This is a genomic window from Geomesophilobacter sediminis (assembly GCF_016458275.1).
In the GTDB taxonomy this organism is placed as follows: domain Bacteria; phylum Desulfobacterota; class Desulfuromonadia; order Geobacterales; family Geobacteraceae; genus Geomesophilobacter; species Geomesophilobacter sediminis.
Map to the genome: position 1 here is coordinate 145,210 of NZ_JAEMHM010000011.1, position 15,877 is coordinate 161,086.

The 15,877-nt window shown below is 61.5% G+C and carries 13 protein-coding genes; 1 reads left to right on the forward strand and 12 read right to left on the reverse strand.

All coding sequences use genetic code 11. The annotated features are described in order from the left end of the window. Positions 1–9 precede the first annotated feature (9 nt). From JFN93_RS14670 to JFN93_RS14725, 12 genes are all read right to left on the reverse strand, one after another. Positions 10–714, reverse strand: coding sequence for a phosphatase PAP2 family protein (locus tag JFN93_RS14670; protein WP_199384846.1), 705 nt, complete (start codon positions 712–714; stop codon positions 10–12). Continuing rightward, complete coding sequence (locus JFN93_RS14675; protein WP_199384847.1) at positions 704–1,630, reverse strand: lysophospholipid acyltransferase family protein; 927 nt, start codon at positions 1,628–1,630, stop codon at positions 704–706. Before JFN93_RS14675 ends, JFN93_RS14670 begins: the two co-directional genes overlap by 11 nt. 199 nt (positions 1,631–1,829) lie before the next feature. Beyond that, complete coding sequence (lpxB, locus tag JFN93_RS14680) at positions 1,830–2,948, reverse strand: lipid-A-disaccharide synthase (RefSeq protein WP_199384898.1); 1,119 nt, start codon at positions 2,946–2,948, stop codon at positions 1,830–1,832. Between the two features lie 202 nt (positions 2,949–3,150). Next, on the reverse strand, positions 3,151–3,930 hold the full coding sequence (gene lpxA / locus JFN93_RS14685; protein WP_199384848.1) for an acyl-ACP--UDP-N-acetylglucosamine O-acyltransferase: 780 nt from the start codon (positions 3,928–3,930) through the stop codon (positions 3,151–3,153). A 119-nt stretch (positions 3,931–4,049) separates the two neighbouring features. Next, positions 4,050–4,484 (reverse strand): 3-hydroxyacyl-ACP dehydratase FabZ, encoded by a 435-nt coding sequence (fabZ, locus tag JFN93_RS14690; RefSeq protein WP_199384849.1) that lies wholly within the window; start codon positions 4,482–4,484, stop codon positions 4,050–4,052. Between the two features lie 144 nt (positions 4,485–4,628). Further along, entirely contained in the window at positions 4,629–5,678 is a 1,050-nt protein-coding gene (lpxD, locus tag JFN93_RS14695) for a UDP-3-O-(3-hydroxymyristoyl)glucosamine N-acyltransferase (RefSeq protein ID WP_199384850.1), read from the reverse strand. A 12-nt stretch (positions 5,679–5,690) separates the two neighbouring features. Further along, positions 5,691–6,209: an OmpH family outer membrane protein gene (locus JFN93_RS14700; RefSeq protein ID WP_199384851.1), complete on the reverse strand. Its 519-nt coding sequence runs from the start codon at positions 6,207–6,209 to the stop codon at positions 5,691–5,693. Between the two features lie 24 nt (positions 6,210–6,233). Then, complete coding sequence (bamA, locus tag JFN93_RS14705) at positions 6,234–8,573, reverse strand: outer membrane protein assembly factor BamA (RefSeq protein WP_407931885.1); 2,340 nt, start codon at positions 8,571–8,573, stop codon at positions 6,234–6,236. A 191-nt stretch (positions 8,574–8,764) separates the two neighbouring features. Further along, positions 8,765–9,442: an ABC transporter ATP-binding protein gene (locus JFN93_RS14710; protein WP_199384853.1), complete on the reverse strand. Its 678-nt coding sequence runs from the start codon at positions 9,440–9,442 to the stop codon at positions 8,765–8,767. After that, positions 9,435–10,685: a lipoprotein-releasing ABC transporter permease subunit gene (locus JFN93_RS14715; RefSeq protein WP_199384854.1), complete on the reverse strand. Its 1,251-nt coding sequence runs from the start codon at positions 10,683–10,685 to the stop codon at positions 9,435–9,437. Before JFN93_RS14715 ends, JFN93_RS14710 begins: the two co-directional genes overlap by 8 nt. Before the next feature lies 1 nt (position 10,686). Beyond that, positions 10,687–12,165, reverse strand: coding sequence for a lysine--tRNA ligase (lysS, locus tag JFN93_RS14720; RefSeq protein WP_199384855.1), 1,479 nt, complete (start codon positions 12,163–12,165; stop codon positions 10,687–10,689). A 147-nt stretch (positions 12,166–12,312) separates the two neighbouring features. Further along, positions 12,313–13,773, reverse strand: coding sequence for an RCC1 domain-containing protein (locus tag JFN93_RS14725; protein ID WP_199384856.1), 1,461 nt, complete (start codon positions 13,771–13,773; stop codon positions 12,313–12,315). A gap of 163 nt (positions 13,774–13,936) precedes the next feature. Here JFN93_RS14725 and ettA point away from each other — a divergent pair, with 163 nt between their 5' ends. After that, a complete protein-coding gene (gene ettA / locus JFN93_RS14730) occupies positions 13,937–15,622 on the forward strand; it encodes an energy-dependent translational throttle protein EttA (protein WP_199384857.1) in 1,686 nt (561 codons plus the stop codon). Positions 15,623–15,877 lie beyond the last annotated feature (255 nt).

A 15,877-nucleotide genomic window follows, 5' to 3' on the forward strand; every position in this document is an offset into this window, starting at 1 on the left:
CGATGGCCTTTACGGGAGTGTTTCCAGTTGCGGGTCTGGTTCTTCATCGAGCTTGAGGAGGTGGGTGAGCACAACGCCCACCAGGTAGGTGATGCCTCCCGCCCAGAGGACGTCGCTCGGGAAATGCCCGCCCTGGGACATGCGCGCGATCCCCATGAAGACGCCGTAGATGAGCCCCAGGGCCAGGTAACGACGCGCCTTTTCCGGCGCACGGCGCCGCAGCACGAAATAAGGGGCGAAAAGATAGAAGGCTGCCGCCGCGTGCCCGGAGGGAAACGATTTCCCCTGTCCCGCGACGCCGCGCTCCCAGATCTGGTGGTAGGGCATCCGTTCGGTGCCGCCGAACATCTGCAGGTGGGCCGGACGCGGCCTGCCCCAGTGATCCTTGAAGTAGCTGTTCACCAGCAGCCCGGGGCCAAGCACCAGCAGCAGGACCAGGAAGAGCGCACCTTTCCGGTAACAAAGCGCACGCGGCGTGATGAAGCTGTAGAAGAAGACGACCAGCGCCACCCCTCCCACGATGAACGCGGGATAGAATCCGAAGCGGTAGAGGATGGTCACCGGGAAGAAGTTCTTGCCGACCCAGCCGCCGACCTGGTCGTAGAAGTGGCGTTCCACCAAAAGATCGAAGCCGGTGGCGGCGATCAGCCCCGTTCCGACGAGAAGGACCAGGACCGGAACCAAAAAATCCCGCAACGCCTTGCTATTCTGCATGTTCCGCCACTCCCGGCGCCCCCTGCTGGGGCACCCGTTTCCACCGCTTGTGAATCCAATACCAATCCGCCGGATGCTCGATCACGTACCGCTCGATGCAGTTGGTGAGAATCTGGGTGTCCCGCACACCGTCGGCCAGCTCAGGGAGGATGATCTCGGGATGGAAGGTGATCACCTGGCGCTCTCCGTCCCGATGGATGAAGGCGGGAATCAGCGGCACCTCGACCTTGCGCGCCAGCTGCGCCAGGAAGTTCGTGGTCCAGGCGGGGCGTCCTAGAAAGTTGACCAGAACCCCGTCCTCGGGAGCGACCGCCTGGTCGATCAAAAGCCCCACGATCCCGTTCTTCTTGAAGCTCGAGAACATCGCGCGGAGGGCGCCCTCGCGGTAGATGACGCTGTTACCGTAGCCGCTGCGGATCCTCTCCAGTACCCCATTCAGGTGAGGGTTGTCCTGGCGGCGGGCGACGACGGAGAGGTTATGGTAGCGGGCGCCGAAAGAAAGGGCGAGAAGTTCCCAGTTGCCGCAGTGCCCGGTCACGAAGGCGACCCCCTTGCCGCGCTCCAGGGCCTTTTGCCAGTGTTCGTTGCCGTTAACCTCGACCGCGTCGATGAGCGCTTGACCGCGGCCGTGGTAAATCCGGCAGTCCTCCATGAGCGAGAGCCCCAGATGCTCGAAGCACTGGCGGGCCAGATCCTCCGGGGACCGCTTGGCCCAGCCCGCCTGTTTTTCCAGAAACGGCAGCGAGTCGGCGATGTTGCCGATGGCTACCTCGCGACGCCGTTTCAAAAGCCGGAACATAAGCCGCCCCATCGAGCGTCCGACGGAACGGGAGAGCCCCAGGGGAAGCCGGGCCACGGCGAAGGAGATCGACAGGAACAGGAAGGTCTCCAAATGCCAGCGGATCTCCCTCAGCATGGCACGCCCTCGAAGCAGCAGAAGGCTGGAATATTGGGCGTACCCACCGGATACGTCCCCTCCCCATCAAGGGTCGCGCGCGAGAGCGCACGCTTGCGACGGACACGGTGAGGATGGGGTTCCATCCCCCCCTTCACACAAAGGCAGATCCCCCCCGCCCCCCCTTTTTCAAAGGGGGGAGTAAAAAGGAAGCCATCCCTCACTGCAGCATCTCCGCGGCCACCTTTGCCAGCCGCTCCAGTGCGCCACCGCTCCCCAGGCGCACGCGCACCTCGGCCAGTTCGGCGCGCATCTTGGCGTTGTACACCGGGTCGTTGAGGATCCGCTCGATCTCCGCCACGATCCGCGGCGGCTCCGCCTCGTGCTGGATCAGCTCCTGTACCACCCGCTTTTCCGCCACGATGTTGCAGATCCCGATGTGATCGACGTTGATGACCCGCTTGCCGATCTCGTAGTTCAGCCAGGGCACCTTGTAAATGAGGACCATCGGCACCCCGACCAGGGCCAATTCCATGATGACCGTCCCCGAGACCGAGATCGCGGCGTCGCAGGCGACCATCAGGTCGTAGTTGCGCCCGGAGACCACCTTGATCTCCAACCCGCAGCCGTCGAGGTACGGGGCGAGGTCCGCTTCGCGCAGCGAGGACGCGAGCGGCAGGAGGAACTGCAGACCGGGAAAGCGTCCTTTGAGCTGGCGGGCCGACTCGAGGACGACCGGCAAAAGCCTTTTCAGGACGCTCTTGCGGCTCCCCGGAAAGAGGCCCAGGGTGCGCCGGGACGGGTCCAGCCCGAAGGAGCGGACCGCCTCATCCTTCCCCATGGTCGGGTGCACCATGTCGAGAAGCGGGTGCCCGACGAAGGAGACCGGGATGCCGGCCCGTTCGTAGTACGGGACCTCGAAGGGGAAGAGGACCGCCATCCGGTTGATGGCACGGCCGATACCGTGGATCCGGCCGGGGCGCCAGGCCCAGATGGTAGGGCTGACGAAGTGCAGCACCTTGATGCCGGCGTCCTTGGCGACCTTGCCCAGGCGGAGGTTGAAGTCGGGGTAATCGATGCAGATGACCAAGTCGGGAGGGTCGTTCAGGAGACGCTTCTTGAGGGTGGTGAAACCTTTGGCGATGGTCGGGAGATGGGCGACCACCTCGACAATGCCCATGACGGCCATGACGTTGGCGTCGACCAGCGTGTCGACCCCTTCGCGCCGCATGCAGTCCCCCCCCATACCGAAAAGCTCGACATCGGGGAGGAGCGCCCGAAGTCCGGCGGCAATCCGCGCGCCGTACATCTCGCCGGACGCCTCGCCGGCCACGATCATCACCTTTTTTCTTGCTTGCAACTGGGACCTCGTGAAGCGGGGTCGGTGGTCAGGTTCCGGGGTCGGGGAAACCCGACAGGACCTCGTGCCACCTAACCCGCAACAGTCATACAACGTTCAAGGGCCCGGTGCCAGGGATCAACAATCGGACAGAACAACCTCTGTTCCCCGACCCCAGACCCCAGATCCCAGACCCCCGATTTTACCTGCATACCCCGCGCTGGGTGGAGTTTTCGATGAACGAGATGAATCGATCGACCTCCGGGCAGCTCTCCACGTCGGTCTTCATTTTCTCGACCGCCTCGGTGAGTTTGAGCCCGGAAAGGGAAAGGATCTTGTAGGCGCGCTTGAGCCGGGAAATGGTCTCGTCGGAGAAGCCGCGCCGCTTCAGGCCGATCAGGTTCAGCCCGCGCAGCCGCAGGTCCCGCCCTTCCCCGGTGATGATGGTGTAGGGAGGCACGTCGTTGCCGATCAGGCACCCGCCGCCGACCATGACGCTTTCGCCGATCCGGGCGAACTGGTGCACCGCGCACAGCCCCCCCAGGATCACGTAGTCCTCGATGGTAACGTGGCCCGCGAGGGTAGCCCCGTTCGCCATGACGACATGGCTGCCGATGTGGCAGTCGTGGGCGACGTGGGAGTAAGCCATGAAGAGGTTCCCGTCGCCGACCGTGGTCTCGCCGTCGCCGGTGACGGTGCCGAGGTGCAAGGTGGCGAACTCGCGGATCGTGTTGCCATTGCCGATGCGCAGGTAAGTCTCTTCACCCTTGTACTTCAGGTCCTGCGGGATGGCCCCGACCGAAGCCAGCTGGAAGATGGTGTTTGCTTCCCCGATCTCGGTCCACCCGTCGATGACGGCGTGGGGGCCGACCTTGGTTCCCTTGCCGATCTTGACGTGTTCGCCGATGACGGCGTACGGTCCGATTTCGACGCCGTCGGCGATCTGCGCGCCGGGGTGGATGATTGCGGTGCTGTGGATCATAAAATCTCCCAAAAGTTCGGGGCTGGGGGCTAGGACCTGGGGGCTGGGGAACAATGCCGAGGGAAAGTCCTTGCCCTTCCCTGGCCTCTAGGCCCCAGCCTCTAGCCCCGGTTTTCTGACTACTTGTCTACCAGCGTTGCCTTCAGTTCGGCTTCGGTCACCAAGGTGTCACCGACGTAGGTCTTGCCGGCCACGCTCCAGACGCCGCGCTTGACGAAGATGGTCTCGACCTCGATGCGCAGGGTGTCGCCGGGCTTTACCGGCTTGCGGAAGCGCGCGTTGTCGATCCCCATGAAGTAGCTGACCTTCTTGTCCGCAGTGTCCTTAGCGGTGAGGTATGCCATGATGGCCGCGACCTGGGCCATCGCCTCGATGATGAGGACCCCCGGCATGATCGGGTGACCGGGAAAGTGCCCCTGGAAGAAGGGCTCGTTCATGGTCACGTTCTTGATGGCGACGATCCGTTTCCCCTCCTCCACCTCCAGCACCCGGTCCACCAGGAGGAACGGATAGCGGTGCGGCAAAACGTTCATGATTTCAACGGTATCAAGCATTGCATAAACTCCTTGTGTTCTAAGGCAGGGGCTAGGGATGGGGGGCTAGGGGCTAGTAAAGATAAGCGGGTTGATCACCGCCTTCTTCGTCTTTGCTCCCTAGCTCCTAGCCCCTAGTCCCCAGCCCCGGTTTTTCCTCAGCCCCTAGCCCCGGTTTACCCCTGCCTCCGCCAACAGCCCTTCCAGCTCCGCCACCCTTTTTTCCAGGGCGATCATCGTCTTGCGCATCTCGGGGAGCTTGGCATAGACGCCGGAAGCCTTGAGCCACTCGCGGTGCGGGATGACCGGAATGCCGCTCAGGATCTGATTGGATTCGATGTTGCCGGGGACGCCGGATTTCGCGCCGATCATGACCTTGTCGCCGATCTTGATGTGTCCGGCGACGCCGACCTGGCCGCCCAGGGTGACGTTGTTGCCGACCCGGGTGCTCCCCGAGATCCCGACCTGCGAGCAGATCATGCCGTTTTCGCCGATCACGCAGTTGTGGGCCACCTGGACCAGGTTGTCGATCTTGGTTCCCTTGCCGATCCGGGTCACCTCGAGAGCTGCCCGGTCGACGGTGCTGTTGGCACCGATCTCGACGTCATCCTCGACCACCACGATGCCGATCTGCGGGATCTTGTACCATTGGGGGCCGTCCGGAGCATAGCCGAAGCCGTCGCTGCCGATGACCGCGCCGTTTTGGATGATGACGCGGTTGCCGATACGGCACCCTTCCCGCACGCTCACGTTGGCATGGAGGGTGACGTCATCGCCGACCACCACACCGGGGTACAGCACCACTCCCGGATGCAGGGTGACCCGGTCCCCGAGCACCACCCCGGAAGCGACCGAGGCGCCGGGATAGATCGAAACGTCGGCCCCGATGGTCACCCCTTCGGCGACGAACGCACCGGGCATGATGCCGCAGGGGGGGAGCCGCTTCACCGCGAAGAGGGTCAGGAGCTTGGCGAAGGCGAGGTACGGGTTGGCGCACAGGATCGCGTTGCGGCCGTGGGTCTCCGCCCCGGCGGGGAGGATGACCGCGGCGGCGCGGGTCGTGGCGACCTTGCTGGCGTACTTGGGATTGGCGAGGAAGGTGAGATCGTGCTCCCCGGCGTCATCCAGGGTCCCGAGTCCGGCGACGGTCACGTCCCCGTCGCCGACCACGGTGCCGCCCAGATAGGCCGCAATCTCCTTGAGAGATTTCGTCATCTTTGTCCCCGTTTACTTCTTGGCGCGGGAGGCGTTGAACGCCTTGAGGATCTGCTCGGTCACGTCGGCCTTCTCGTCAAGGTAGACCATCTGCTCGCTCTTGACGAAAATCGCGGTGTAGCCGTTTTGGCGGCCGTAGTTCTGGGTCACCTTCACGATCTCGTCCACGATCTTGCCGGTGTACTCGTCGTTTTTGGACTGGAGGTCTTCCTGGGCATCCTTCAGGAAGCGCTGGTACTCCTTGAGCTGCTGCTGGTAGTCCCGTTCCTTGGCGCTGCGCGCCGAATCGGACAGGATGCTTCCCTGTTTTTCGAGCTCGCCCTTGAGCTTCTTGAGCTCTTCTTCCTTGGAATTCTTGGCCCCTTCATACATGGCGGCCCGCTGGCTGAGCTGCTCCTTGGCATCTTTGCCGGCATCGGACATCAACAGCACCTTCTGCACGTCCACCGAGCCGATCTTGGCCCCGTCGGCGGCAAGCGCCGCAACCGGAAGGGCTGCCATCATAAACAACGCAACGATCAATCTTCTCATGACCTGCTCCTTGTCTGACTATGGTTAGAAGAAATTCCCGATTGAGAATTCAAGACGGCCACCGGGGTGGTCGATGTCTTTACGCGGGTTGACCGGGATGCCGTATTCGAGCCGCAGCGGCCCGATCGGCGAGAACCACCGGATCCCGAAGCCGTAGCTCGCGAGGATCGCCGGCGATGCGGGATTTTGGTCGTAGCTCTGGAAGGTTTTTTCCAGGGTCGGGTACGCGTTGCCGGCGTCGAAGAAGAGGACCCCCTTGAGACCCGCCTCCTTGACCAGGGGCATGGTGTACTCGAGGTTCACGTACGCCTCGGTTTCCCCGCCGAGGTAGACCCGCCCGCCGGTGCTGGTGCCGACGCCGCGGTAGTCAGTGACGACGGTTTCGGTGGATCTGCTGGGAGAAACCGTCCGGTTGCCAAAACCGCGCAGCGTGCCGATGCCGCCGAGATAGAACTTCTCGTCGATCTGCACGTCCTTGCCCATGACCCCCTGGATCATCCCGAACGCGCCGTGGATCGAGGCGACCGACCCCCAACCGACCGGATGGAAGTAGATGCCGTCGGCGATCGACCGGACAAACCGGTTCGAACCGCCCAAACCGGCGAACTCCACCGAGAGCGAGCTGACCGTACCGTTGGAGGGATCGAGGCGGTAGTCGGTGGTGTTGCGGCTGAGGCTGGCAGTGATCGACGACGTGGTGGAGGTTGTCTCAGGAGCGACGATGGTCCCGTTGTGAATCCCCTCCAAAAGCCCCTGCGACTCGTCGAAGATCTCCTTCTCCTCGTAGCGGTAGACCCAGAAGGTGCTCACGTTGTCGGAAAGCGGGTACCCGGCCTTGATGTCGGCGCCGGTCGCCCGACGGGTGTAGTCGATGTACTGGCGCTCGGTCCGGTAGACGTCGCCCCCCAGGGTCCACTTGGTGTCCATGAAGTAGGGGTCGGTGACGCCGAGGTTGTAGGTCTGGGACTTGGTACCGAAGGAAACCGCGGCGGAAAGCTTCAGTCCCAGGCCGAGGAAGTTCGACTGCTGGATCGACCCCTGGCCGATGATGCCGTCCAGCGACGAGTAGCCGGCGCCGACACTGAAGGTGCCGGTCGGCTTCTCCTTCACGTCGACGTTGAGGTCGATCTTGTCGGGGGAGGTCCCCTTCGCGGTATTGATGTTGGCTTCTTCGAAGAAGCCGGTGTTCATCAGGTTCTGCTTGCTCTTTTTGATGGCGGTCGCGTTGTAGAGATCGCCTTCCATCAGTTTCATCTCGCGGCGCACTACCTTGTCGCGGCTCTTGGTGTTGCCGGTGATGTTGATCCGGTCAATGTTGACCTTCGCCCCCTTCTCCATCTCGAAGGTGATGTCGATGGTCTTGTTTTCCGGGTGAATCCTCGTCTGCGGGGAGGCGTTGGCAAAGGCGTACCCCTTGTCCGCATATTCATCGGTGAGGGCGAAAACGTCGGTGCGAAGGTTGGTCCGGCTGAAGAGCTCGCCGCTTTTTTCCTTGAGCTTCTTGGAGAGCTCCTCGGTGCTCTCCAGGAGGTCCCCCTTGAAGCCAAGAGCGCCCAACTTGTACTGATCGCCTTCGGTGATCCCGATGGTGACGGTGAGTCCCTTCTTGTCGGGAAGGAGTTCCACCTTCGGTTCTCCGACCTTCACGTTGACATAGCCGTTGTTGAGGTAGAGATCGGCAATCAGGGCGACGTCGTTTTTCAGGACCTCTTCCTTGTAGGTGCCGCCACCGGTCAGCCAGGAAAGCCACCAGCGCTCGACAGTCTCCATCTGCTTTTTCAGCTTCTTGTCGTTGAAGGCGTGGTTCCCCTCGAACTTGATCTTCTCGATGAGGATCTTGTCCCCTTCCTTGATGTGGACCAGGAGGTTCAGGTCGGTGTCGTTCTTCTTCTCGACTTTCGTCTCCACCTCGGCGAGGTAGTACCCTTCGTCGGAGTAGAGCTTTTTGACCTTTTTGACCCCTTTGGCGACGTCCTTGGGGGAGTAGATCGAGTTGGCCTTGACGTCGAGGGCTTCGCGCACCTTGTCGGTGCTGACTTCCTTGGCACCCTCGATCTTCACTTCGCGGACCACCGGTTTTTCCAGCACCACGTAGGTCAGGGTGATTCCGCCGTCGGTTTTGTCACTCTCCGCACTTACCTCACGGAAATAGCCGAGCTTGAAGATGGCACGGAGGTCGGCGTCGACCTTGTCGAGGTCGACCTCGTCACCCGGACGCACCTTGACCACCTGCATCACGGCGGCGGACTCGATCCGCTTGTTCCCCTTCACCTTGATGGCGACGATCTTGTCCCCTTCAGCAAAGGCAGCTGTGGCGAACAACAGTTGCAGGGCCAGAAGGGCCGAAACAAATATGCGGAGCAAAAGTCCCCCTAGTGACATTAAAAATGCAAAGAATGAACTGCGTTTTGACTCCCCCTTTAACGAAGGGGGCTATCTCCTCCCCCCTTTAACAAAGGGGGGTCGGGGGGGATTTGCTTCCAAGGTTCTGGTTCCAAGCCCTTAAAACGGCAAATCCCCCGAAGTCCCCCTTTTTCAAAGGGGGACTTGGAAGGTTATTCCTCGACGATCCGCCCGTCGGCCAGGCGGATGATCCGTCCCATCCCGGCAGCGAGTTTCTCGTTGTGGGTCACGATCACCAGCGCGATCCCGGTCCGCTCCTGGATGGAATAGAGCAGCGAGTGCACCTCTTCGCTGGTGCGGGTATCCAGGTTGCCGGTCGGCTCGTCGGCGAGCAAAATGCGCGGCGAACGGACCAGGGCCCGCGCGATCGCCACCCGCTGCTGCTCACCGCCGGAAAGTTCGCCGGGGCGGTGGGTGATCCGGTGGGAAAGCCCCACGTCCTGCAAAAGGGGCAGGGCCTTCTCCGCCGCCTCGCTCCGCTTCACCCCGCCGATCAAAAGCGGCATCATCACGTTCTCCAACGCCGTGAACTCCGGCAGGAGGTGATGGAACTGGAAGACAAAGCCGATGGAGCGGTTGCGGAAGGCGGCCAGCGGCTGGTCGCCCAAGCGGAAGATGTCTTCGCCGTCGAAGAGGATCTGCCCGGAGGACGGGCGGTCGATGGTCCCCATGACGTGAAGCAGGGTGCTTTTCCCGGCCCCGGACTTGCCGACCAGCGCCATGGTGTCGCCGGCAGCGACGGTAAGATCGATCCCCTTGAGGACCTCGACCTTGGAAGGACCGCCGCCGTAGGTCTTGTAGAGGTCACGGACCTCGAGCAGGTTACTCATAGCGCAACGCCTCCGCCGGCGGGAGCCGCGAGGCCGCCCAGGATGGATAGAGCGTCGCGGCAAACGAGATGAGCACCGCGGTGACGCTGATCAAAAGCACGTCCGAAGGGATCACCTTGGACGGGAAATGATCGAGATAGTAGATGTCCTTGCTGAAGAGCTCGAAGCCGGTCACCTTCTGGATCACGCCGACGATCGGTTCCAGGTTCAGGGCCACCACGAGCCCCCCCAGAACCCCGATGATCGTCCCGAAGACGCCGATGATGACCCCCTCGAAGACGAAGATCCGCATGATGGAGCGGCTGGTCGCCCCCATCGATTTCAGGATGGCGATGTCGCGGGTCTTCTCCATGACCACCATGAACAGGGTCGAGGCGATCCCGAAGGCCGCCACCAGCACGATCAGGGTGAGGATGATGAACATCACGCTCTTCTCGGTCCGAAGCGCGAACAGGATGTTCTTGTTCATCTGCATCCAGTCCCGCGCGTGGAACGGTACGCCGAGGTCGCGGTTGATCTTCTTGACCAGATCCCCGGTCTTGTAGACGTCGCGCACCTTGAGCTGGATACCGGTCACCACGTCGCCCAGGTCGAGAAACTCCTGGGCCACCGGCAGCGAGACGTACGCCAAGGTGGAGTCGTACTCGAACATCCCGGTGTTGAAGATCCCGACCACGTTGAACCGGCGCATCTTGGGCATCATCCCGAAGGGGGTGATGTTCCCCATCGGAGAGATGACGTCGACGGTGTCACCGAGATTGAGTCCCAGGTTGCGGGCCAGCTCCTTGCCGATCACGACCCCGGGCTCCTTGGTGGCCGTGTCTTCAAGAGAACTGAGCCCCCCCTCCACGATCGACTTGTGCAGGTTGGTGACCTGCGCATCGGTCTTCACGTCGATACCGCGCAGGACGACGCCAGAGACGTTCTTCCCCGAGGAGAGCATCACTTGGTTGTAAATGAAGGGAGTGGCGGCGACCACCCCGTCCATCTGCACCAGCTTCTTCTCGACGGCCTGGTAGTTTTCTACCGACCCCATCGAGTTCAGCACCACGATGTGGGCGTTGGTCCCGAGGATCTTGTCCTTCAGGTCCTCCTCGAATCCCGTCATGACGGCGAGGACGATGATGAGGGCCATGACCCCGAGCGCAACGCCGGCCACCGAGATGAGGGTGATCAGCGATATGAAGGTCGATTTGCGCTTTGCCTTGAGGTAGCGCAACCCGATTAGAAGCTCGAAGGGCATTTTATTTGGACTCTTTCCTCAGTTGCGGGAACAGGATGACGTCGCGGATCGACGGGGAATCGGTGAGGAGCATGACCAGGCGGTCGATGCCGATCCCCTCCCCGGCGGTCGGCGGCAGGCCGTACTCCAGGGCGCGGATGTAGTCCTCGTCCATGTAGTGCGCCTCCTCGTCGCCTTTCGCCTTCGCGGCGACCTGCTGCAGGAAGCGCTCCTTCTGGTCGCGCGGGTCGTTGAGCTCGGAGAAGGCGTTCGCCATCTCGCGCCCGGCGCAGAAGAACTCGAAGCGGTCCACGTACTGCGGGTCGTGGTCGTTCTTGCGGGAAAGCGGCGAAACCTCGGTCGGGTACTCAGTGATGAAGGTCGGCTGGATCAGCTTGGTCTCCGCAACCTCCTCGAAGATCTCGGTGATCAGCTTGCCGTAGCCGATATCCTCGGTGAGCTCCAGCCCGATCTTCTGGCTGTAGGCGTAGGCAAGGTCGCGGTCCTCCAGGGACTTGGCGTCGATGTCGCCGTACTCGACGATGGCCTCTTTCACGGTGAGGCGCTTCCAGGGACGCTGGAAGCTGATCTCATGCCCCTGGTAGGTGAAGTCGAGCGTCCCCAGAAGTTCCTGGGTGACGTGGCAGAGAAGATCCTCGGTGAAGTCCATCAGGTCCTCGAAGGTCGCGTAGGCCTGGTAGAACTCCATCATGGTGAATTCGGGGTTGTGGCGGACCGAGATCCCCTCGTTGCGGAAGTTCCGGTTGATCTCGAAGACCCGGTCCAGACCACCGACCACGAGCCGCTTCAGGTAGAGCTCGGGGGCGATGCGCAGATAGAGGTCCATGTCCAGCGCGTTGTGATGGGTGATGAACGGACGCGCCGTAGCGCCGCCCGGGATCTGCTGCATCATCGGCGTTTCGACCTCGAGGAAGTCCTTGCCGGTCATGTACTCGCGGATCAGGCTGACGATGCGCGAACGCTTGAAGAAGACCTCGCGCACCTCGGGGCTCACGATCAGGTCGACGTAGCGCTGGCGGTAGCGGGTCTCGACGTCGGTCAGGCCGTGGAACTTCTCCGGCAGCGGCAAGAGCGACTTGGTAAGGAGGCGGATCTCGGTGACGTTCAAGGAGAGTTCGCCGGTCTTGGTGCGAAACGGGGTCCCGACGGCGCCGACGATGTCGCCGATGTCGTAGGCTTCAAACTCGGCGAAGAGTGCCTCACCGAGGGTGTCTTTCTTCAAATAGAGCTGTACCCGCCCCTTGCGGTCCTGGAGCTGGACAAAGGCGGCCTTGCCGAAGGAACGGCGGGCGAGGATCCTCCCGGCAACCACGAAGGTCTGCGGGTTCTCCTCGATCTCCATGATCTCGCCGTAGGCGGCCTTGATGTCGGCCGAGGTGTGCTGGGGGCGGAAATCGTTGGGGTACGGGTTGATCCCCGCCTCCCAAAGTGCGTCAACCTTGCGTCTTCTCTGTAAAAGCAGTTCGCTCAACTCTTCCATTGTTGTATCAACCTTTCTGAATGCCGAATCCGGGAAACAATCCGTCAAATTAATCTTTTCACTAAGCCAAGTCAAGGAAAAAGGGGGGACGAAGTCCCCCCTTGTGAGTCCGGGAAAAAGTGCCGCGGTTGCTGGAGTTAGCGGCGATTAGAACTCTTGCGCGCCCGCTACCGGAACGGCGCTCAGGATATACCCGATCGAGGTGGTGGAGATCGGCTGGCCGAGCTGCCCGTGACCGTTATCCCCCCAGCCGTACCAGCCCTTGCCGACGATATGTACCATCGTGCTGTGGCCGAAGGCGGAGATGTCGTCGGCAAGCCACTCTCCATGAGCCAATAAAGAGGCTGCGGAGCTGTAGATGCCGAAGCGGGTCGAGCCGTGGGTTGCGGTGGAGAAATTGGCCCAGGCCGTGGTGCGGTTCGAGAAGGTGGTATTGCCGATAATGGTGACCGGGCGACTGACCACCGTCGCATCACCGAGCTGGCCGTAGGAATTGAACCCGATCGCGTAGACCGTGCCGTTATCCAGCAGAATCACGATATGATCCAGGCCGGCGGAAATCTTTACAATGTTGTGGTTTTGAACGGCGCTGGGAATGAAAAGCGGCATCGGGGTCGCAAGTGACAGCGTCGACACATCAGGATGCCCGATGTTGTTGCCCCAGAAGAACATCGTCTTCATGTCGTTGGCCAGAGCTACGGAGAAGGTCCCCCCGGCAGCTATCTGCGCGATGCCAGGGTTCGACGGAAATACCACCGGTTTGGCATAGCCCACCCTCAGGTTGGCCGGGATGGAATTATCCTGGCCGCACTGGCCATACGTGTTATCCCCCCAGGCAAAAAGAGTACCGTCGATCCTCAAGGCGAGAACGTGGTCTGCGCCCGAAGCGATGGCAGTGATCTTTTCGAGCCGGTCGTTCTGTCCGCCCGGATAGGCCAGAACGGGGACGGGCCAAGGACTGTCGGTGAAGTTGTTGTTCCCCAGTTCGCCATAGCCGTTGTATCCCCAGGTAAATACGGCGCCGTCGCTGCCCCTCAGCGCCACGGAGTGGAACCCTCCCGCTGCCACGGCAGTAACTCCGGTGAGCGGTCCCCCGTTGGGCGTACCGACCGCATCGGTAGTCAGATACGTCTTCGGACCGACACGCAGCGGAATCCGGCTGTAAGCGGCCGAGCCCGTGGTGGGGGTAACGGTGCCGTTGCCCAACTGGCCGTGGTAGTTGGATCCCCAGGCGTATGCGAGGGATTGACCGGTAATGTTGCTGAAAGGCGCAGGTCTTCCGAAGGCAACGGTATGCGCAGCTCCGACCGCAACGCCACCGATTCGTGCCCCCGTGGTGTGATTGGTGAAGGCAACGATATTTTGGGCAATCGGATGGTACACCGTCTGGTCGCTCAGGTTACCGAAATCAAATCCCAACTGGCCAAAACCGTTGTACCCCGCAGTGACCAATGCGGTGTTGTTCCGAAAAACGGCGTTGTGGGCATCGAAGATGGAAACGACGCTGGGAATGATGTTATTGGAGGAGCTGCCACCGCAGCCGTAGATGAGGGCGGAAGCAACGATTCCGGCAGCAAAGAGCAGAGCCTTGCCTTTGGGCATTTGCATTGAGATATTTCCTTTCGGAGGCTTTTGAGATCAGCGGATTTAACTATACCTGCCGGCGAAAGTCAAGGATGGACTCGGGGTGGTTTTATCGCAGTTGACACGGCAACCGCCTTACATGTAAAAGAGCTGAATCTACTCAATAAAACGGGGGTCTACTAACTACATGGCGATCGAACCGAACAAGGTAATTTACTCCATGATCGGGGTAAGCAAGTTTTACGATAAGAAACCGGTACTCAAAGACATCTACCTTTCCTATTTCTACGGCGCCAAGATCGGCGTTCTCGGCCTGAACGGCTCCGGCAAGAGCTCCCTGCTCCGCATCCTCGCCGGCGTGGACAAGGAATACAACGGCAAGGCGGTTCTCTCCGCCGGCTACACCGTCGGCTACCTGGAGCAGGAGCCGCAGCTCGACGACACCAAGACGGTCCGTCAGTGCGTCGAGGAAGGGGTCCAGGAAGTCGTGGACCTGATGAACGAGTTCAACGAGATAAACGCAAAGTTCGGCGAAGAGATGACCGACAAGGAGATGGGAAAGCTCTGCGACCGCCAGGCGGCAGTCCAGGAGAAGCTCGACCACCTCGACGCCTGGGATCTCGACTCCCGCCTGGAGATGGCGATGGACGCCCTTCGCTGCCCCCCGGGTGACACCAACGTCAAGAACCTTTCCGGCGGTGAAAAAAGACGGGTCGCGCTCTGCCGACTGCTGCTGCAGAAGCCGGACATCCTGCTTCTGGACGAGCCGACGAACCACCTCGACGCCGAGTCGGTAGCCTGGCTCGAACAGCACCTGCAACGCTACGAAGGGACGGTCATCGCCGTCACCCACGACCGTTACTTCCTCGACAACGTCGCCGGCTGGATCCTGGAACTCGACCGCGGCCAGGGGATTCCATGGCAGGGGAACTATTCCTCCTGGCTGGACCAGAAACAGCAGCGCCTCGCCCAGGAAGAGAAGTCCGAGAGCGAGCGCCAAAAGACCCTCAAACGCGAGCTGGAGTGGATCAAGATGTCCCCGAAAGGGCGCCACGCCAAGGGGAAGGCCCGCATCACCGCTTACGAGGACATGCTGAACACCGAAAGCGAGAAGCACGCGAAGGATCTGGAAATCTACATTCCGCCGGGGCCGCGTCTGGGCGGGGTCGTCGTCGAGGCAACCGACGTGGCCAAGGCTTACGGCGACAAGCTCCTCATGGAAGGGATGAACTTCCGGCTCCCGCCGGGCGGCATCGTCGGGGTGATCGGCCCGAACGGCGCCGGCAAGACCACCCTTTTCCGTATGATCACCGGCGAAGAGAAGCCGGACTCCGGCACCTTCCGGACCGGCGAAACCGTCAAGCTCGCCTACGTGGACCAGAGCCGCGAGGCGCTCGATCCGGAAAAATCGATCTGGGAGGTCATTTCGGAGGGGCAGGAACAGTTGCAACTCGGCAAGCAGACCGTCAACTCCCGCGCCTACGTGGCCCGCTTCAACTTCTCCGGCGCGGACCAGCAGAAGAAGGTCGGTAGCCTCTCCGGCGGCGAGCGCAACCGGGTGCATCTCGCGAAGATGCTGAAGGACGGCGGCAACGTCATCCTCCTTGACGAGCCGACCAACGACCTGGACGTAAATACCATGCGGGCGCTGGAAGAAGCGCTGGAGAACTTCGCCGGCTGCGCCGTGGTCATCTCCCACGACCGCTGGTTCCTGGACCGCATCGCGACCCACATCCTCGCTTTCGAAGGCGACAGCAAGGTGGTCTGGTTCGAAGGGAACTACTCCGAGTATGAGGAAGACCGTCACGCCCGTCTCGGCACCGCCGCCGACCAGCCGCACCGCATCCACTACCGTCAGCTGACCAGGGTGTAGGAGATCGGAGACATCGGGCTGACCCGGGCAGCACCGGCTAAGACCCGTAGGGGCGCAGCATGCTGCCCCCGTAAAATCCGCTTATAAGATGGAAAGGGCGCTCCCAAACAGGAGCGCCCTTTCTTATTAACTACTGCACCAGATCCAAGCACTCCCCCTTTGTTTGACAAAGGGGGACTTGAAATCCTGGCCTCTGATACAACAAGGGCGCAGCTGCGACGCCCCTACCGTCTCACCATTGCTTCAACCTATGCC